The organism is Cryobacterium sp. TMT2-4 (genome assembly GCF_004402575.1).
GTDB classification, from domain to species: Bacteria; Actinomycetota; Actinomycetes; order Actinomycetales; family Microbacteriaceae; genus Cryobacterium; species Cryobacterium sandaracinum.
On the sequence record NZ_SOGE01000032.1, the window covers coordinates 15,932 to 32,393 of the forward strand.

13 protein-coding genes and 1 pseudogene are annotated in these 16,462 nt (G+C 64.1%); 12 read left to right on the forward strand and 2 right to left on the reverse strand.

From position 1 onward, the window contains the following. Nucleotides 1–58: 58 nt before the first annotated feature. The 5 genes and pseudogenes from pdhA to E3O54_RS17375 form a co-directional block, all read left to right on the forward strand. Nucleotides 59–1,231, forward strand: a complete 1,173-nt coding sequence (gene pdhA, locus E3O54_RS10905) for a pyruvate dehydrogenase (acetyl-transferring) E1 component subunit alpha (protein WP_134401583.1) — start codon at nt 59–61, stop codon at nt 1,229–1,231. Beyond that, nucleotides 1,228–2,241, forward strand: coding sequence for an alpha-ketoacid dehydrogenase subunit beta (locus tag E3O54_RS10910; protein WP_134401584.1), 1,014 nt, complete (start codon nt 1,228–1,230; stop codon nt 2,239–2,241). The genes pdhA and E3O54_RS10910 overlap by 4 nt, the downstream gene beginning before the upstream one ends. Continuing rightward, nucleotides 2,241–3,680, forward strand: a complete 1,440-nt coding sequence (locus tag E3O54_RS10915) for a dihydrolipoamide acetyltransferase family protein (RefSeq protein ID WP_134401585.1) — start codon at nt 2,241–2,243, stop codon at nt 3,678–3,680. The genes E3O54_RS10910 and E3O54_RS10915 overlap by 1 nt, the downstream gene beginning before the upstream one ends. Nucleotides 3,681–4,510: 830 nt before the next feature. Further along, nucleotides 4,511–5,353: a phosphatidylinositol-specific phospholipase C/glycerophosphodiester phosphodiesterase family protein gene (locus tag E3O54_RS10920; RefSeq protein WP_134401586.1), complete on the forward strand. Its 843-nt coding sequence runs from the start codon at nt 4,511–4,513 to the stop codon at nt 5,351–5,353. A 1,340-nt stretch (nt 5,354–6,693) separates the two neighbouring features. Next, a pseudogene (locus tag E3O54_RS17375) lies at nt 6,694–7,137 on the forward strand (GNAT family N-acetyltransferase); the annotation flags it as partial. On the opposite strand, the gene E3O54_RS10930 reads toward E3O54_RS17375, so the two are convergent. Both E3O54_RS10930 and E3O54_RS10935 read right to left on the reverse strand, forming a co-directional pair. Continuing rightward, nucleotides 7,092–8,288: a Fic family protein gene (locus E3O54_RS10930; protein ID WP_134401587.1), complete on the reverse strand. Its 1,197-nt coding sequence runs from the start codon at nt 8,286–8,288 to the stop codon at nt 7,092–7,094. The pseudogene E3O54_RS17375 and the gene E3O54_RS10930 sit on opposite strands and share 46 nt — an antisense overlap. Nucleotides 8,289–8,855: 567 nt before the next feature. Beyond that, nucleotides 8,856–11,084 carry a malate synthase G gene (locus E3O54_RS10935; RefSeq protein ID WP_104099591.1) on the reverse strand — a complete coding sequence of 743 codons (2,229 nt, stop codon included), beginning with the start codon at nt 11,082–11,084 and terminating at the stop codon, nt 8,856–8,858. A 188-nt stretch (nt 11,085–11,272) separates the two neighbouring features. On the opposite strand from E3O54_RS10935, the gene E3O54_RS10940 reads away from it, so the two are divergent. The 7 genes from E3O54_RS10940 to E3O54_RS10965 all read left to right on the forward strand — a co-directional run bounded on the left by E3O54_RS10940 (nt 11,273) and on the right by E3O54_RS10965 (nt 16,193). After that, complete coding sequence (locus E3O54_RS10940) at nt 11,273–12,625, forward strand: MFS transporter (protein ID WP_104099590.1); 1,353 nt, start codon at nt 11,273–11,275, stop codon at nt 12,623–12,625. 388 nt (nt 12,626–13,013) lie between these two features. Then, nucleotides 13,014–13,397: a hypothetical protein gene (locus E3O54_RS17380; protein ID WP_370247774.1), complete on the forward strand. Its 384-nt coding sequence runs from the start codon at nt 13,014–13,016 to the stop codon at nt 13,395–13,397. Further along, nucleotides 13,349–13,675: a zinc-binding dehydrogenase gene (locus E3O54_RS16645; protein ID WP_255570313.1), complete on the forward strand. Its 327-nt coding sequence runs from the start codon at nt 13,349–13,351 to the stop codon at nt 13,673–13,675. Before E3O54_RS17380 ends, E3O54_RS16645 begins: the two co-directional genes overlap by 49 nt. A 65-nt stretch (nt 13,676–13,740) precedes the next feature. Then, nucleotides 13,741–14,346, forward strand: a complete 606-nt coding sequence (locus E3O54_RS10955; RefSeq protein WP_174720214.1) for a helix-turn-helix domain-containing protein — start codon at nt 13,741–13,743, stop codon at nt 14,344–14,346. Further along, nucleotides 14,339–15,076 (forward strand): B3/4 domain-containing protein, encoded by a 738-nt coding sequence (locus E3O54_RS10960; protein ID WP_134401590.1) that lies wholly within the window; start codon nt 14,339–14,341, stop codon nt 15,074–15,076. Before E3O54_RS10955 ends, E3O54_RS10960 begins: the two co-directional genes overlap by 8 nt. Beyond that, on the forward strand, nt 15,069–15,212 hold the full coding sequence (locus E3O54_RS16380) for a hypothetical protein (RefSeq protein ID WP_166784809.1): 144 nt from the start codon (nt 15,069–15,071) through the stop codon (nt 15,210–15,212). The genes E3O54_RS10960 and E3O54_RS16380 overlap by 8 nt, the downstream gene beginning before the upstream one ends. Nucleotides 15,213–15,893: 681 nt before the next feature. Continuing rightward, nucleotides 15,894–16,193, forward strand: coding sequence for a hypothetical protein (locus tag E3O54_RS10965; protein ID WP_134401591.1), 300 nt, complete (start codon nt 15,894–15,896; stop codon nt 16,191–16,193). Nucleotides 16,194–16,462: the final 269 nt, after the last annotated feature.

A 16,462-nucleotide genomic window follows, 5' to 3' on the forward strand; every position in this document is an offset into this window, starting at 1 on the left:
CGTTCGTATCCGTCGCCGGGGCACCGTCGACGGCGCGGAGATGCCCCACCATTGCGACATGAGCCTCAATGTCGAGAGCCTGGTTGAGAGCCCCCTCGCCGCGCCGCGTCCCCTCCGCCTGATCGATGACACCGGTCGCGCCGCGCCATTCGATGAGGCCGGCGGGTTTGACCTGCCGGACCCGGCCACACTGCTCAATCTCTACCGGCGCATGGTCGTCGCCCGCCGGTTCGACGTGCAGGTCACCGCGCTGACCCGGCAGGGACGCCTGGCGACGTACCCGTCAGCTCTCGGCCAGGAGGCCTGCGAGATCGCCGCGGTCGCCGCCCTCGGCGCCGAGGACTGGCTCTTCCCCACCTACCGGGACAGCATCGCCCTACTGACCCGCGGCGTGCCGCCCGAGCACATCCTGGCCTCGTTCCGCGGGGACTGGCACAGCGGCTACGACCAGAACGCCCACCGGATCGCCCCGCAGGCCACCCCTCTGGCTACCCAGGCGCTGCACGCCGTGGGGCTCGCGACCGCGTCCAAGCTCAAACGGGAGCGCACCGTCGCACTGACTCTGCTCGGCGACGGCGCCACCAGCGAGGGCGACGCCCACGAGGCGTTCAACTTTGCTGCCGTCTGGCAGGCCCCGGTCGTCTTCGTGGTGCAGAACAACCAGTACGCGATCAGCGTGCCGCTGGACAAGCAGATGCGCTGCCGCACCATCGCCGACAAGGCCATCGGCTACGGGATGCCCGGCTACTTCGTTGACGGCAACGACGTCGCCGCAATGTACGCGGTCACCTCGTCGGCAGTGGAGAACGCCCGCGCCGGCCACGGCCCGACCCTGATCGAGGGTCTGACCTATCGGATGGAGGCACACACGAACTCCGACGACCCGAGCCGCTACCGCGATCCCGGGGATCTGGAGATCTGGCGACGCCGCGACCCGATCACCCGCCTGGACACCTACCTGTGCGAGATCGGTGCGCTGAGCGACGCGGAGCGTGCGGACATCCGTGCCGAGGCCGAGGATCTGGCGGCGGACACCCGCGAATGCATGACCCGGTCCGCCCCAGTGGATCCGCTGGAGCTGTTCGACCACGTCTACTCGACCCCGCGCGCCGCCCTGGCGGAACAACGAGCCTTCCTCGCAGCTGAGCTTGACGAGCACGCCGAGCACGCCGAACACGCCGAACACGCCGTCGCAGCATCCGTCGCCGCTCACTCAGGAGTCAACTCATGACGCTCCCCGACACCGCACCGACGCCCCTGCGCGCACCGGTCACTCTCACCATGGCAGCGGCGTTGAACGCCGCGATCCAGGACGCGATGCGCGACGATCCGACGGTCGTCCTGTTCGGTGAGGATGTCGGCCCGCTCGGCGGCGTCTTCCGTGTGACCGACGGGCTGTACGCCGAATTCGGGGAGAGCCGCGTGAGCGACTCGCCGCTGGCCGAATCGGGGATTGTGGGCACCGCGATCGGCATGGCCATGTACGGCCTGCGCCCGGTGGTCGAGATGCAGTTCGACGCGTTCAGCTACCCGGCGTTCGAGCAGATCGTTTCGCACGTGGCCAAGATGCGCAACCGCACCCGTGGGCGCATCCAGCTGCCCCTTGTGATCCGGATCCCCTACGCCGGCGACATCGGGGGTGTGGAACACCACTCCGATTCCTCCGAGGCCTACTGGACGGCCACGCCCGGCCTCACGGTGGTCTCGCCATCGAATCCGGCGGATGCCTATTCAATGCTCCGCGAGGCCATTGCTTATGACGACCCGGTCATTTTCCTCGAACCCAAGAGCCGGTACTGGGCCAAAGCCGAGCTCAGCCTGCCTGTGCGCACCGCGCCGATGACCACTGCGGTCGTGCTGCGGGAGGGCACCGATGTCACGCTGATCGCCTACGGTCCGACCGTGAAAACGGCCCTCGCGACGGCCGAGCTGGCCGTCGCCGAGGGGCTCTCGATCGAGGTGATCGACCTGCGCAGCCTCTCCCCGTTCGACGACGAGACGGTGGGCGCCTCCCTGCGGAAGACCTCCCGCGCCGCTGTGCTGCACGAGGCGGCGCAGTTCGGCGGCTACGGGGCCGAGGTCGCCGCCCGGCTGACCGAGCGCAACTTCTACCACCTGGCAGCGCCGATCCTGCGGATCACGGGTTTCGATATCCCCTATCCCTCCCCCAAGCTCGAGCAATACTTTCTGCCCACTCCCGACCGCATCCTGACCGCCCTCGGAACCTGGGAGTGGAACTGATGGATCAGAATTTCATCCTGCCCGACCTCGGCGAAGGACTCACCGAAGCCGAAATCGTCTCCTGGCTGGTCGCCGTGGGCGACACCATCACCATCGACCAGCCCGTGGTGGAGGTCGAATCGGCCAAGTCCATCGTGGAGTTGCCGTCGCCGTTCGGCGGTGTGGTCGAGGCCCTGAACGGGGTCGCCGGCCAGATCATTCACGCCGGGCAGGTGCTGCTGACAGTGACGGATGCCGCCGAGGCCGACGCCGCACGGCCGACCGCTCGGACTGCTGTTAAGCCCGCAGCGATGGCAGCCGGGGTTCCGGTCGCGGAGGTCGACGGGTCGGCATCCGGTGCTGTGCTCATCGGCTACGGCACGAGGGAGAACACGGGTCCCGTGCGGCGCCCTGCCACTGCGCGCTTCGGCGTGCGACCCGGCTCAGCGGCTCCGGTCGTCGCGGCAATCGTCGAACCGGTCTCCGAGGTGACTCCGGCCACCCCGGTAACGGCTCCGGCCTCTCCGTCTTACCCGGCCGGCCGCTCCCCCGTGGTCTCACCGCTGGTGCGGCGTCTGGCCCGCGAAAACGGCCTCGACGCGACCCTGCTAATCGGCAGTGGGAGCAACGCGCTGGTGCTGCGCCGGGACGTGGAATCGGCAATCCGGGAACGGGCCGCAGCGGTTGAGTCCACACCGGTGGTCGAGCCCGCGGCACTGGCCCAACCTGCACCCGTGGCGGAGCCGGTCGGAACCCGGGCCGCGCCCACCGACGACATCCGGATCCCGATCACCGGCCTACGCAGGGTGGTGTCGGAGCGGATGACCACCTCGCGCCGGGAAATCCCCGAGGCAACCGTCTGGCTCGATGTGGACGCCACCGAGCTCTTCGCCGCGCGGGACCGTCTCTTCGACGCCACAGGCGAACGCTTCAGCGTGACCGCGCTGATCGCCCGGTTCACGGTCGCCGGACTGCGCCGGTTTCCGCTGTTGAACTCCTCAGTCGACACGGCCAGCCAGGAGATCCTCCAGCGCGGTGCCATCAACCTCGGGCTTGCCGCCCAGACCCCGCGGGGGCTGATGGTGCCGGTCGTGCACGACGCCCACTCACTGACCACCCGCGAACTCCGGGATGCGATCGCCGGTATCGTGACCCAGGCAACGGATGGCTCGTTTCCCCCATCTCGACTCAGCGGCGGCACCTTCACCCTGAACAACTTCGGTGCTCTGGGTGTCGACGGGTCAGCCGCGATCATCAACCACCCCGAGGCCGCCATTCTGGGCATCGGACGGATGATCGAGCGCCCCTGGGTGGTCGATCACACCCTCGCGGTGCGCACTGTGGTCGAGCTGTCGCTGGTCTTCGACCACCGGGTCTGTGATGGAGGCACCGCCGCCGGTTTCCTCACCTACATCGCACGCTGCATCGAGAACCCTGTGAGCATGCTCGCCGACCTTTGACCGAGCCGCAAACGGCCTCGACCCTGCTGTGGTGCCGCCTGGGGTCGAGCGTGCGCCAGGTCGTCTACGACACGCCAGGACATCTCGTGGCAGGGGTTTCCTGCCGCTGGGGTTTGTTGCGGTCGACGCCCTCAAGTGCGAATCCTCACCGGGCGGACTATCCGGGCGGACTATCCGGGCGGACTATCCGGGCGCTCCGCCCGGATGCGTTTGCTTCTGGCCCCGAATTCCGGGCCCGAGTGCGCTTAAGGTCCGGCTTGCGGGCAGCCTGGCGGGCCGTGCCGTTCGCAGGCGAGCGCGCTCGACTGCGCGCAGTTCGGCGCGACACGACTATCGAGCGAGTCTCTCGATATAACTCCAAGGCTGTGATCTGTATCGGAGTGCCATTCGGACACAGCAGACCCAGTGGATCGTCCCGCACGGCAATACGATCCGGCTCGATGGCAGAGCCCGCACAGTCAGCGCTGACAACACCTGAAGTCAGCGCGGCAGGCATGACAAGGTATGCCAGCGCTGCGACTATTCGACTGTTAGAACCAACCCGGTGGCCCTCCAGTGAATACCGAATCTGCCGGCGCGACGCGAGGACGGACTGGTGGAGCTAGGAGCGTGATTCTTGCGCGAGCAGAAGGTCACGCAGGCCCAGACCGTTCATGGTGCGTTGGTTCGACCGGCGCCAGCACTTAACCCGACGGCGATAGAACTGTAGCCGTTGCGCATTCGAAACCGAACCAGCTTGTGCACTGGAACACGCGTGGAGCCGATAACGCGGTCAATCTCATTTCGACGGGACTTTCTCGGCGGAACACACTTCGTAGAAATGGACTTCCATGATCGTCAAAAATTCCGCTTTGGTTCTCGTTACCCTCGTCGGCCTCGCTACCGTCACCGGCGCGGCCGCACCATCACAGGCCGACATCGTGCCCGGCGAACCGCAGGATGCCGCCCACGCGCACAATGACTATGAGCATGAGCGTCCGTTATTTGATGCCCTCGAGCACGGATTCACCAGTGTGGAAGCCGATGTTTGGCTCGTAGATGGCGAGCTTCTCGTCGCTCACGATCTCGAGGATGTCCAGGCGGGGGTTACTCTCGAAAGCCTCTACCTGGATCCGCTCGACCGCCTCGTGGACGGCCTTGCTGGCAGTGTCTACTCTGGCTGGGATGGCAGCTTCCAACTTCTGATCGACATAAAGAGTGACGGCGAGAGTACCTACGCTGCGATCGAGGAAGACCTGGCTGAGCATCGCTCGATCATGACCAAGTACACGAACGGCAAAACCAAATCCGGACCGGTTGTCGCCGTGGTCAGCGGCAACCGCCCTCTAAAATCCATGCAAAATCTTGACTCACGATTGGCTTTCTATGACGGCCGCTCCGGCGACTTGACATCTGGAATACCAGCCGATCTCATGCCGCTGGTCAGTGAGAATTGGAACAAGCTATTCGTGTGGCAGGGCGTCGGTCCGATGCCGGAAAGCGAAAAGGTCAAGCTGCGCGAATACGTGCAGTCGGCGCACTCTCAGGGCTACCACGTCCGTTTCTGGGGGACCCTCGATGTTCCGAGCGAAGCCCGCGAAGCGATCTGGACTGAGCTGCACGAGGCCGGCGTTGACCACATAAATACCGATGACCTCGCCGCGCTGGAGAAGTTCCTGGGGAGCCGGAGCTAGCGGAAATCGCCATCCACTCGCCTGGACCTGAAAGAAGTACTGTGAACACAGTAGAAATCGATCGGTGTCCCCAGTTCGCGAACGAATTCCGCGGTTAACGGCACTGGCCTCCACGGCAAAATCTCTCAACGGGCTGCTGGGAGATTCGTGCGGAGACCGTTTCCAAAGGCCCTTTCCCCGAGACGTCGAAACGGTCCTTGTTGGCCGAAGTTGGGCAAGGCCTGTAGCTTTCGGAAATGACGACCGACCGTGTAAGGCCGACAGGGAACGACCGCCTACAATCCTGGGCCGCGGGGTCGATGGGCGCCTACCTAGTGTCAGTCGCCGGGCTCATTGCGGCAGTGTCCGTGATGCGCGCCTTCGAACTGGGCGGCGGGACGGCCGCACCCGAAGCGATGGTTCTGCTCATCGTGGTACTGACGTTGCCGTTATCTACTGCATACTATGTCGTCGGTTCACTGGGTTCATCGCAAGTGTCGGGGCCAGAAGAATTCGCCGTCGGAGCATTGACCATGAGCGCGGCGTTGTACTACTTGGGATTCTTTCTCTTGGCTGCCATTAACGCTGCCGTCTTCAGATGGATAGTTTTTAGCACTCGACGACGGCGGGCGAAAGCTCAGTCTGATCCCTGACGGTCAACCGACGCGCTAGGGCCCGCGGAGCCAGCGCGAAGCAGTGGCCTGGCGAGGACAAGCCCGCAAACCAGGCCAGCGAGGGCAACAGGGAAAGCCACCAAAGCGCTGAGGTGTGGGAACAGAGAACCTCCGAAAAACAAGGTGAGGCCGCCGACAAGGACAGCCGGGGCTGCGACGAGGGCGCAGGACCAGATGGGAGCGTGCATCGACCGAGCCCAGACCGCGGCAGCGAAGAGGGCGACCGAACCAACAAGAATGAGATTCTTCCCCACACGATCGCGTTCGAGAGCCCCACCGGTTGGCTCAAAAAAGAACGTTCTATCGAGACCTGTCCCCAACAGGACCAGCCCGACGAGGATGAGCGCGGACCATGCGACCAGGGCGGCAACCCAGAGTGAGAGGCGGACCCAGCTGGCTGTCATCGCTGCACTCATCTCTATTGCAGTCATGTGCGGAACCTGAAATCCGCCTTTTCGAAAGCCGCCGGTCGTCGAGTGTCACCTCGTCAGGTTCCCGCCCAACTGGACGCGTCAACCGCGGCCCCAAGGCCCGACCCTACTGTTCAGAATCGCTGTCCGCACCGCCCAATTCGGGGAAGAAGCCTCGGCGTTGCCCGACGCTTTGATCTGACGATCGCGTGCAGAAGTTTCGCCCATGGGACGAATCTGACACCGGGCACCTGCTTCGCGCCTTCGTGCCAACGATGACCTCGCAACCCAGGTCGGCGACACCGACCTGTCAACGCTCGAGCGCTGCCAGGAATTCATCGCACTTCAGCTCGCCCCGTCCAGCCCGTCCGTGCGCAACTTCGCAATCAGCGTCGACGGCAAGGCTGTCGGCAATGTGGGCATCGAAAACATGGAGCATCGACACGCCACCGGTAGGGTCTACTACTGGGTGTCCGCCGAGGCCCAAGGCCAAGGCCTTGCCTCATGCTCTCTCGCCTCGGCTACCCGCTGGGCATTTGAAAGGCGCGACTTGCTCCGGCTCGAGCTCGGCCACAGGGTCAACAACCCGGCGTCCTGCATCGTCGCACTGAAAGTGGGATTCAATATCGCAATCTCCCAGCGGGCTGCTGGCAGGTTGATGCGGAGACCGTTCTGCTATCGGTGTCTCTTTGCTCGGGCGGCGAACTCGTCAAGGACCTGAACGGCGTCCTTGGCTAGCCAAATTCGATTTCGTCGTCCGTCTGTGATTTGGGTCAAAATGTTGGCGTCAACAAGGCGGTCGATAGCGACCTGGGCATTGACGCTCGAAATACCGAGCTGAGCTGCGGCTGCGGCTGCGCCGATCACGGGTTGCCGAAGCAGAATACCCACGAGCCGGTGTACCGCTGAATCTCGTCTCGCGCTGATGCGCCCGCGCCACTCCACCTGCACGCTTTCCAAGTCAGCCACGAGGATTCGACCATTGTGCGCCGCCGCGAACGACGCCTCCGCGATGGAACGGATGATCGGGGCGACATCCCCGGACCGGTATGCGCTCAGGGCATCGAAATATCGACCGGTGTCGTGAAGCAGCCCCGCGGAGACCGGAACAGTAACGTTTCGAGTGAGCCCTCCAGAACGCAGCATCGCTTGGATGAGTGCGCGACCGACCCTTCCATTTCCGTCGGGGAACGGGTGGATTGTTTCAAATTGCGCATGAGCGATCGCGGTCTGGGCAAGCACGGGAAGATCAGCTCGATTGGCGAAGGCAACAAGGTCCTCCATGAGCGCGGGGACGCGGTCCTGATGGGGCGGGACAAGCTGTGCGGTGTGCGGCCCAAAACTCCCGCCACCGATCCAGACCTGCTGGTCACGCCAGTGACCGACGATGTCAGGATTGCTTTGCTCTAGGAGGGCGCGATGCATCTCCAGGATGGCGTTGCCGTCGATCGACTCAGACAGGGCAAGTGCCGCTTGCATCGCTCGGACGTTGCCGACGATGAGCTGCGCATTCTTCGAGGCGTGCTCACCGAGCTCCGCCAAGGCGATCTGCCGAGCGCCGCTCGTGAGGTTCTCAATTTCGGAGCTGGAGGCACTCTCGGCTCGAAGGAGAATGGACGCAAATGGTGCAGCGATTTGCCCCACTTCTGCATCGAAGCGGGCAAGCTCGCTGGCGGCCTCTTCAGTCAGCGCATGCAACTCGCTGTCGAACGGTATGTCGAGATCAGAGATCAACGCGGGCACCGACGCCAAGTATGGACCTGACGCCAGACGCTTCTGGGCTCGTGAGCCATACTCATCCTGGACGCTTCGCCACGGCCGTTCTTCACAGCCGATCAACGGCCAGACCGACTCCTTCTCAAACATGGACATGTATCAATTATACCAATGCTTATTAGCATATCCATAGTTACGGATTCACTCTATCCTGACTGATTCCACTCGACTGCTCCGAAACCCTGCGAAACGCACTTTCCAAAGCCAAAGAAAAGTCAGTGAAGTGCAGCGCTAGCTGGCGGTGAATTCGCATCGCTCAATGGCGTGAATGAACGGGTGAGCACATAGGGGTTCTCGATCCGATCAACAGATCATTCTGACTGGCGTGTAATTCGTGACCTGCGCTCGGAGATGATTCGCGAGACGCCGACCGGTTGATTCTCCCTGTGCACGAGGGCGCGCGCGCGCGACGGGCGAACTGAAAACTCATCAGGGGAAGTGCGCTCACCTCGTTCCATCGTCACCTCAGCGCTCGAGGCAGTGGACGTGTTCGTCCGTTCGGAGGGGCCCGCCCCAAGCGCCTATGCCGAATTTCGGGACGACGTCGCGAGGTTCATCAGCAACCTGCTCGATGGACGCCCAACCGGCGGCATCAAGTAGGTCCCGCCGGGAAGGTATGCCACCGGCGGCTGCCGCACTGCAACCCGCCCGCATGAGGTTCCGTTAGAGCAAATGACGCGCGGGAGCCTGACGCTTCTTTGCCCTCCGGACCTGGTGGAGGATCGGCTCGGTGTATCCGTTAGGTGAGGATGCACCGTCGATGATGAGTTGGCGGGCGGCCAGAAACGCGAGCCCAGGCCCGGTTCTGCCGATCAGCGCTTCATAGGTCGGGTCATCGGAATTCTGTGCATCGACGACCGCCGCCAGTCGCCCGAGGCTGGCGTCAACATCCGTCTTGCTGATGACGCCGTGGGTGAGCCAGTTCGCGAGGAGTTGACTAGAAATGCGCAGCGTCGCACGGTCCTCCATGAGCCCCACGCCGTGAATGTCCGGAACCTTGGAACACCCGACCCCTTGATCGACCCATCGAACGACATAGCCGAGGATCGACTGAACGTTGTTGTTCAGCTCGGTCAGGCGCTCCTCATCGCTGAGGTCTCGCTCGGAGAGAGGGAGGACGAGAATCGGGTCCAGGGCCTGGCGTGTCCGTCCGGCCAGTTCGTGTTGACGGGCGGCCACGTTGACCTCGTGATAGTGGATCGCATGCAGCGTCGCCGCTGTGGGAGACGGGACCCAGGCTGTGGTTGCACCGGAACGGGGGTGCGCAATCTTCTGCTCGAGCATGTCGTGCATGAGATCGGGCATGGCCCACATGCCCTTGCCGATCTGGGCACGGCCGGGAAAGCCCGCCGCGAGACCGGCGTCGACATTCGCGTTCTCGTAGGCAGCCATGAAGGGCATGGAACGTATCAAGCCCTTGGTGGCCACTGGCCCGGCGTGCATGGAGGTGTGGATCTCGTCGCCCGTGCGATCGAGGAATCCCGTGTTGATGAAGACGATTCGCTCGGCGGCAACGGCGATACAGGCCCGCAAGTTGAGCGTCGTTCGCCGTTCTTCGTCCATGATCCCGATCTTCACGGTGAGTGGGGGCAGGCCGAGGAGCTGCTCCACCCGGGCGAACAGGTCGACGGTGAACGCGACCTCGTGGGGGCCGTGCATTTTCGGCTTGACGATGTACACCGAGCCGGTGCGTGAGTTGCCGCCGCGGGCCTCGCCGACGAGGTCGGGGAACGAACCGAGAACGGTCAGCACCGCGTCGAGGATTCCTTCGAACACCTCGGCGCCGGACGCATCCCGCACGGTGTCGGTCTGCATCAGGTGCCCGACGTTGCGCACCAGCAGCAGGCTTCGGCCGTGCAGCGTCAACTCGCCGCCGGTAGGAACGGTGTAGACGCGGTCGCCGTTCATGGTGCGCGTGAAGACGCCGGCGCCCTTCCTGACGGTCTCATTCAGTCTGCCGCGCATGAGTTCGCGCCAGTTGCGGTAGCCGAGTACCTTGTCGTCGGCGTCGACTGCGGCAACCGAGTCTTCGAGGTCCATGATCGTGGTGACAGCGGACTCGAGCACGATGTCCTGGATGCCCGCGCTGTCCGTGGCCCCGATAGGTGCGCTGCGATCAATGGTCACGTCGAGGTGCAGTCCGTGATGTCGGAAGAGCACGGACGACGGTTCCAAAGCCTCTCCCCTGTAGCCGACCAGCGCCGAGGGCGACGCCAGGACAGCGGATGATCCGTCTTTCAAAGCCACGATCAGCGCACCGTTCTCGACTCGGTAAGCGACGGCATCAGCGTGCGAGCCCCGTTCGAGTGGGATGGCCTGGTCAAGCAGAGCCCGTCCGCGCGCGATCACCCGTCCGCCGCGGACGGCGTTGTAGGAATCCGCCCGGGACGCACCGCCGTCATCGGATATCGCGTCAGTGCCGTACAGCGCGTCGTAAAGCGAACCCCAGCGGGCGTTCGCCGCGTTGACAGCGAACCGCGCGTTGAGCAGCGGAACGACAAGCTGGGGTCCCGCCTGCGACGCGATCTCCACATCGACGTTCGAGGTGGTGATGGTGAAGTCCCCGGGTTCGGGCGCGAGGTACCCGATCCTGGTGAGGAAAGCACGGTACTCACCGGGGTCAGGCTGGCCGGGGTTAGCCCGGTGGAAGGCATCGATCTGGGCCTGCAGGTCATCCCTGATGCCGAGCAACTCAGTGTTCCGGGGAGTGAGGTCGCTGATCAGCGTGCTCAGCCCAAGCCAAAAGGCGTCCGCGGTGATGCCGGTTCCCTGCAGCGCCTCGTTCTCGACGAACGCGGCGAATGAGGAGGCGACATCGAGATCTGCTCGTTCGACGCGGGCGGAGAGGCCAGCAGTAGGCGCTGGGACGGATGCTGTGGTGGGTGTGTTCATCGTTGAACTCCTTGGGCTAGTGCGGGTACGCCCGCTCGGCCGACTGTGTCTGGCCAGTCTCGCACCCCGGCGCCGCCGCTCCATGACACACTCACGTCGGGCAGGTCTCGTGCAATAGGGTTCAATTATCCGGCAGACGCTTCACCCTCAGTTCGCCGCCTGGTCACAAACGCTGAATTGGGAACCTGATGCCTGAAGTTCGCGCACGCCCCAGTCGATCCGAGCGATTGGATGCGCTGCCGTTCACCCGGGAGCACCGCCGTGTGCTTGTGGGTTCCGGCCTGGGCTGGGCTCTTGATGCGATGGACGTTGGACTCATTTCTTTCGTTCTGGCACAATTGGCGGTGCAATGGCAAGTCTCCGACGTGGAGCTGTCCTGGATCGCATCCGCCGGGTTCGTCGGTATGGCCATTGGTGCAGTTCTCGGTGGTTTGCTGGCCGACCGTATCGGCCGACGCCAGGTTTTCGCTCTCACCCTTCTCGTTTACGGTCTCGCGACGGGAGCGTCGGCACTGTCCGAGACTGTGGCCGTACTCATTGCATGGCGATTTATCGTGGGGCTCGGTCTTGGCGGTGAGCTCCCGGTCGCTTCGACGCTCGTGAGCGAGTTCGCGCCTCCACGAATTCGCGGCCGCATCATCGTCATCCTCGAATCCTTCTGGGCCATTGGCTGGACCGTTTCCGCGGTCATCGGGTACCTGGTCGTACCGTCATCGGCCGACGGCTGGCGCTGGGCACTGGCTGTCGGAGCGGTTCCGGCCGTGTACGCGGTGGTCGTGCGCCTTCGGCTGCCGGAATCGGTTCGCTTCCTCGAGTCGCGTGGCCGCCTCTCTGAGGCGGAGTCGACCGTCCGACGTTTCGAAAAGTCCGCCGGAATCACCGCCGGACCCTATGATTCTGCGCGCCCCGCAAAGACAGGTGAGGGGCCGAACAAAACCGGTTCCCGGACACGCGTCACCGCGCTGTGGTCGCGCGGCCTGCGTCGCCGAACCGGTGCGCTGTGGCTGGTCTGGTTCTGCGTGAACTTCTCCTACTATGGCGCCTTCATCTGGCTTCCGACCATCCTGGTCGCGTCGGGATACTCGCTCGTTCGCTCCTTCGCGTACACGCTGATCATCACCGTGGCCCAACTGCCGGGTTATGCCGCTTCGGCGTACCTCATCGAGCGTTGGGGACGGCGCAGGACACTGGCCGTATTCCTTGCCGGCTCGGCACTTGCGGCGGCGTTATTCGCGGTAGCCGGCGATGCCACCCAGGTGATCGGTGCCGGCATGCTGCTTTCCTTTTTTAACCTGGGTGCGTGGGGAGCGCTCTACGCAGTGACCCCGGAGCTGTACCCGACCCGCATCCGTGCCACCGGGGCCGGCTGGGCAGCCGGCGTTGGACGGATCGCCGCGATCCTGGCTCCGCTGGCCGTGCCGATGCTGCGCGAGATGGGCGGGACCGCAATTCTTTTCACGGTCTTCGCAATGTTCTTCGTGGTCGCTGCACTCGGCGCTCTTGGACTCCCCGAGAAACGGGGCGAGGCTCTGGAGGACTGAAACGGCAGGAACGGTTGCGCGAGACACTGGGGTATGCCCGATCTGACTTTGCACGACGGCGGCGGTCGGTTTCCGTCTCCTCCTCGGTATTAAAGTGGTAGAGGTTGCCGAAGAACGCGTCGAACCCGTGCACGGTGGGCAGGAACTCGTTCGGTGAAGGCGATGCCCTCGTTGGCAACCCGAAATATGGATGAGATTCGGTGGCCCCGAAGCATTGGAATTGCACCACGATTGGCTCCGGCCGCGGCCGCAGGACCACCAGGTGCTGCTGAAAGTAACAGCGGCTGCCGTCAACAACACAGACATTTGGACGCGCCAGGGAGCATGTGGGTTGCCGGAAAATCCCACGGCGCAGGCCGGCTGACTGGGTTCGTTTGATTTTCCGCGCATTCAGGGTGGGGATATCACCGGCATTATCGTCGAGGTGGGTCATGGTGTGACCGAAGAACTGTTGAGTCGCCGGGTGCTCGTGGACCCGGCTATCTACGGATGCGAAAGCGAAAATGCGTCTCCGGTGGGGTACCTGGGTAGCGAGGCCGATGGCGGGTTCGCGCAGTACGTCTCCGTCGATGCCATCCATGCTCATGACGTACAGGATTCCCCGCTATCGGATGAGCAGCTGGCGTGCCTGCCTGTGGGCATTCGGCACCGCAATCGGAATTCTCGAACGTGCCAACGTGCGAGGCGGCGAAACCGTGCTCGTGACGGGAGCATCCGGCGGGGTTGGACGTGGTTGCTGACATCGCCGGTGGACCGGGGGTCTCCACCATGATGCCGATGCTTCGGGACAACGGGCGCCGGGTGATCGCGGGTGCTGTGGCGGGGCCGGTGATCGACTTCGACCTCCGCCGCCTCTATCTTCACAATGCGCAGCTGATCGGATCCTCGATGCACACCCGGGTTCATTTTCGTCGGCTCGTCGAGCTTGCACGCGGCGGGCAGGTCAGTCCTCAGGTCAGCAGCACGTTTGCCCTGACCGAGATCGCCGAAGCCCAAACGGAGTTCTCCGAGCGACGACACATCGGCAAGATCGTCATCCTCCCCCACTGAGACCAACTGTTGGTACCCGAGGGAAAACTCTGATTGATGTACCAATAGTGCACTATCGTGCACTTATGGAGAAAAGTGCTGCGGAACTTGCAACCGCCATCGGTGTACGCGTCAAACACGAACGCCAACAACGTCGGTGGACTCTTGACCAGCTGGCGGAAGGCACCGGGGTGAGTCGCCGAATGCTGGTCAACATCGAGCAGGGTGCCGCGAACCCGAGCGTAGGGACACTGCTCCGGATCAGTGGCGCCCTCGGCGTGGGCCTCCCCGATCTGGTCGAACCGCCCCGATCGAAGCGGATGAAAGTCACCCGAAGGGACGAGGGCACGGTGCTGTGGACCGGCGCGCACGGCGGGCGCGGAGTGCTCGTCGCGGGGACTATACCGCCGAACGTCGTCGAACTGTGGGACTGGACCCTCGAAGCAGGCGATCGACATGTGAGTGAACCGCATACGGCCGGTACGAGAAAACTCGTGCAGGTACACCTGGGAACGATCTCGATTTCGTCGGGAGAAGAGACGATCACGCTCAACGATCGCGACGCGCTCTCCTTCCCCGGCGACGTAGCCCATTCCTACGTCAACGCCGGCCCGCACGCAGCACGATTCTCACTGACAGTGTTTGACCCGGGCGTCGGCTCGGCTACCCGAACGGAACGCGTTGATGCCTGAGCAGACGGCCTTGAACACGTTCCTCGACGCCGCCCGAGTCGACGATGACGTCTTTGCGTTACGGCCCGATTACCGGGCGGTGTTGGTCGCTGTCGATGGACTCGAGCCCGGCCCGAGTGATGAGGCAAGCGAGGCGCTGCTCCTCGCGGCGGAAGAGGCAGCCCGCTCCACTCTCCAGCAACAGGCTGTCGAGGAGGTTCCGCACATTGCCGCGTGGCGCCAGGCGTACCGGGCGTTCGGTGCGAAGCCGCAGCGCACCCGCAACAGTCTGGAGGCGCTTATGCGCCGCGCGGCATCCGGGCTGCCCCGCGTGAATCGACTCACGGACCTGTACAACGCAATCTCGATTCTGCACGTGGTACCGCTCGGCGGGGAGGACCTGGCGCACTACGTCGGAGCACCACGCCTGATCCGCGCAACCGGATCGGAACCTTTCGAGATCATGTCCGAGGGCGCATCCGTGACTGAGCATCCCGACGCCGGGGAGGTCGTGTGGACCGACGCGGGCGGTGTGACGTGTCGACGCTGGAACTGGCGTCAAGCACGTCGCACCCAGCTCACCGACACCACCACCAGCGCCCTGTTCATCCTCGACGCACTCGAACCGCTCGACGACGACGCACTATTGGCAGCAGCTCGGGAGCTCGAGCGGGAGCTCACTCGTCTCGGCTCGAACGTCCAGGTCGCGCAGCGCCGGCTCGGAGCAAACGCACTGTCCGGAAATGCCTGACATGAGCCAACGCAGCATCCCGATTCCCGCCTCGGCGCTTGGTGTCACGGCCATGCTGTCTGTTCGGCTCGGCTCGGCACTCTCCGTCGACCTGATCACGACAGTCGGTGCTGCCGGAACGGCGGACTTGCTCTGAGGTACTGGCCTCACCCAACCCTGACGCGTAAGCGTTCGGCGATCAGGCACCGGAGGGATGGGTCCGGGTGAGCGATTTTCTCATCATGAGTCCTAATGCGGACCACGCGTCAACCTCACCGGTTTTTGGGTGCCCGGGCAAGTCCGTGAGTAGTCTCAACGCATGATTGTGCTGGGTGAGCTCGTCATCGGCTTGCTCGCCCTGATCGGCGTCACGGTGGTCGCGGTCGGCACCATTTCTGCCGACGATCGTCGGCGCATCCGCTCTGATGTTGATCTTCGCCGGGGATGGGCTACTCACGCGGCTCGACGGTGGAATCCTGCTACTCGTCGGCGTCGTCTACACCGTGCTCATAGTGCCTGCCGCTCGCCGTGAGGCCGCCGTCGTTCGCACCGAGTCCGCCCGCGAGTCCGGCATCACGAAACGAGAGATATCTCCACTGCACAGCTGGGGCGCGACGTGCTCTGCTCGTCGTTCGGACCTGACAAGACGACGGGATGACCCGGTCTGTCACGCCCGACCAGCAAGCGTGTGGACAGGCCAGCGGCCGACTCGTGGGACGATGCCGTTGTGCGGATTGATGAGGCTCAGGCGGACGTTCGACGTGTCTACCGCGGCGGCTTCGTCGGTCAATTGGTTTCAGGCACACTGTGGCTGATCGCGGCGGCCGTGGCGACTTGATTGTCGCCAGGCGCATCGATCGCAACGCTGTTCCTGGGTGGGATGCTGATTTTTCCCCTGACGACGCTCACGCTTCGAACCGCCGGCGGGCCAGCGGCATTGCCCAAGGGCCATCCGATGGCGGCGCTCGCGACGCAGATCGCATTCACCGTCCCTTCGGGCATGCTCGTGGCCGTTGCCCTGGGACTGACCGAACCGAACCTGTTCTTCCCTGCAAGCATGATCATCGTCGGTGCGCATTATCTGCCGTTCGTTTTCCTTTACGGGATGCGTCTCTTCGCCGTGCTCGCCGGATACTGATCCTGGTCGGAACAGTGCTTCTCCTGTAACTACCGGTGGGCGCTCCGCTCGGCGGATGGTTCGCGGGTGCACTCCTGGTCGGTTTCGCGTATCTGCCGCGCGCGTCCTCAGAACGGCGTGGGCTCCCCTGACTGGGCATCCCGACCGGGTGGGGCGGGCGACGGTGTGGTCGACGCCGAGCGGATGACCGTGGCCGGCTCACTCACGAACGTGCGCCCGGTCGGCGACGTCCACTCAAGCGTGCCGTCACCGAGGTGCAACACCCGCCA

What these genes read in the sequence shown, in the direction of transcription:
- E3O54_RS10955 (WP_174720214.1), top strand. Translation starts at nt 13,741, where the DNA reads ATGGAGAAAAGTGCTGCGGAACTTGCAACCGCCATCGGTGTACGCGTC.
- E3O54_RS10960 (WP_134401590.1), top strand. Translation starts at nt 14,339, where the DNA reads ATGCCTGAGCAGACGGCCTTGAACACGTTCCTCGACGCCGCCCGAGTC.
- E3O54_RS10910 (WP_134401584.1), top strand. Translation starts at nt 1,228, where the DNA reads ATGACGCTCCCCGACACCGCACCGACGCCCCTGCGCGCACCGGTCACT.
- E3O54_RS10920 (WP_134401586.1), top strand. Translation starts at nt 4,511, where the DNA reads ATGATCGTCAAAAATTCCGCTTTGGTTCTCGTTACCCTCGTCGGCCTC.
- E3O54_RS10940 (WP_104099590.1), top strand. Translation starts at nt 11,273, where the DNA reads ATGCCTGAAGTTCGCGCACGCCCCAGTCGATCCGAGCGATTGGATGCG.
- E3O54_RS10930 (WP_134401587.1), bottom strand. Translation starts at nt 8,288, where the DNA reads ATGTCCATGTTTGAGAAGGAGTCGGTCTGGCCGTTGATCGGCTGTGAA.
- E3O54_RS10915 (WP_134401585.1), top strand. Translation starts at nt 2,241, where the DNA reads ATGGATCAGAATTTCATCCTGCCCGACCTCGGCGAAGGACTCACCGAA.
- E3O54_RS10935 (WP_104099591.1), bottom strand. Translation starts at nt 11,084, where the DNA reads ATGAACACACCCACCACAGCATCCGTCCCAGCGCCTACTGCTGGCCTC.
- pdhA (WP_134401583.1), top strand. Translation starts at nt 59, where the DNA reads ATGAGCCTCAATGTCGAGAGCCTGGTTGAGAGCCCCCTCGCCGCGCCG.
- E3O54_RS16380 (WP_166784809.1), top strand. Translation starts at nt 15,069, where the DNA reads ATGCCTGACATGAGCCAACGCAGCATCCCGATTCCCGCCTCGGCGCTT.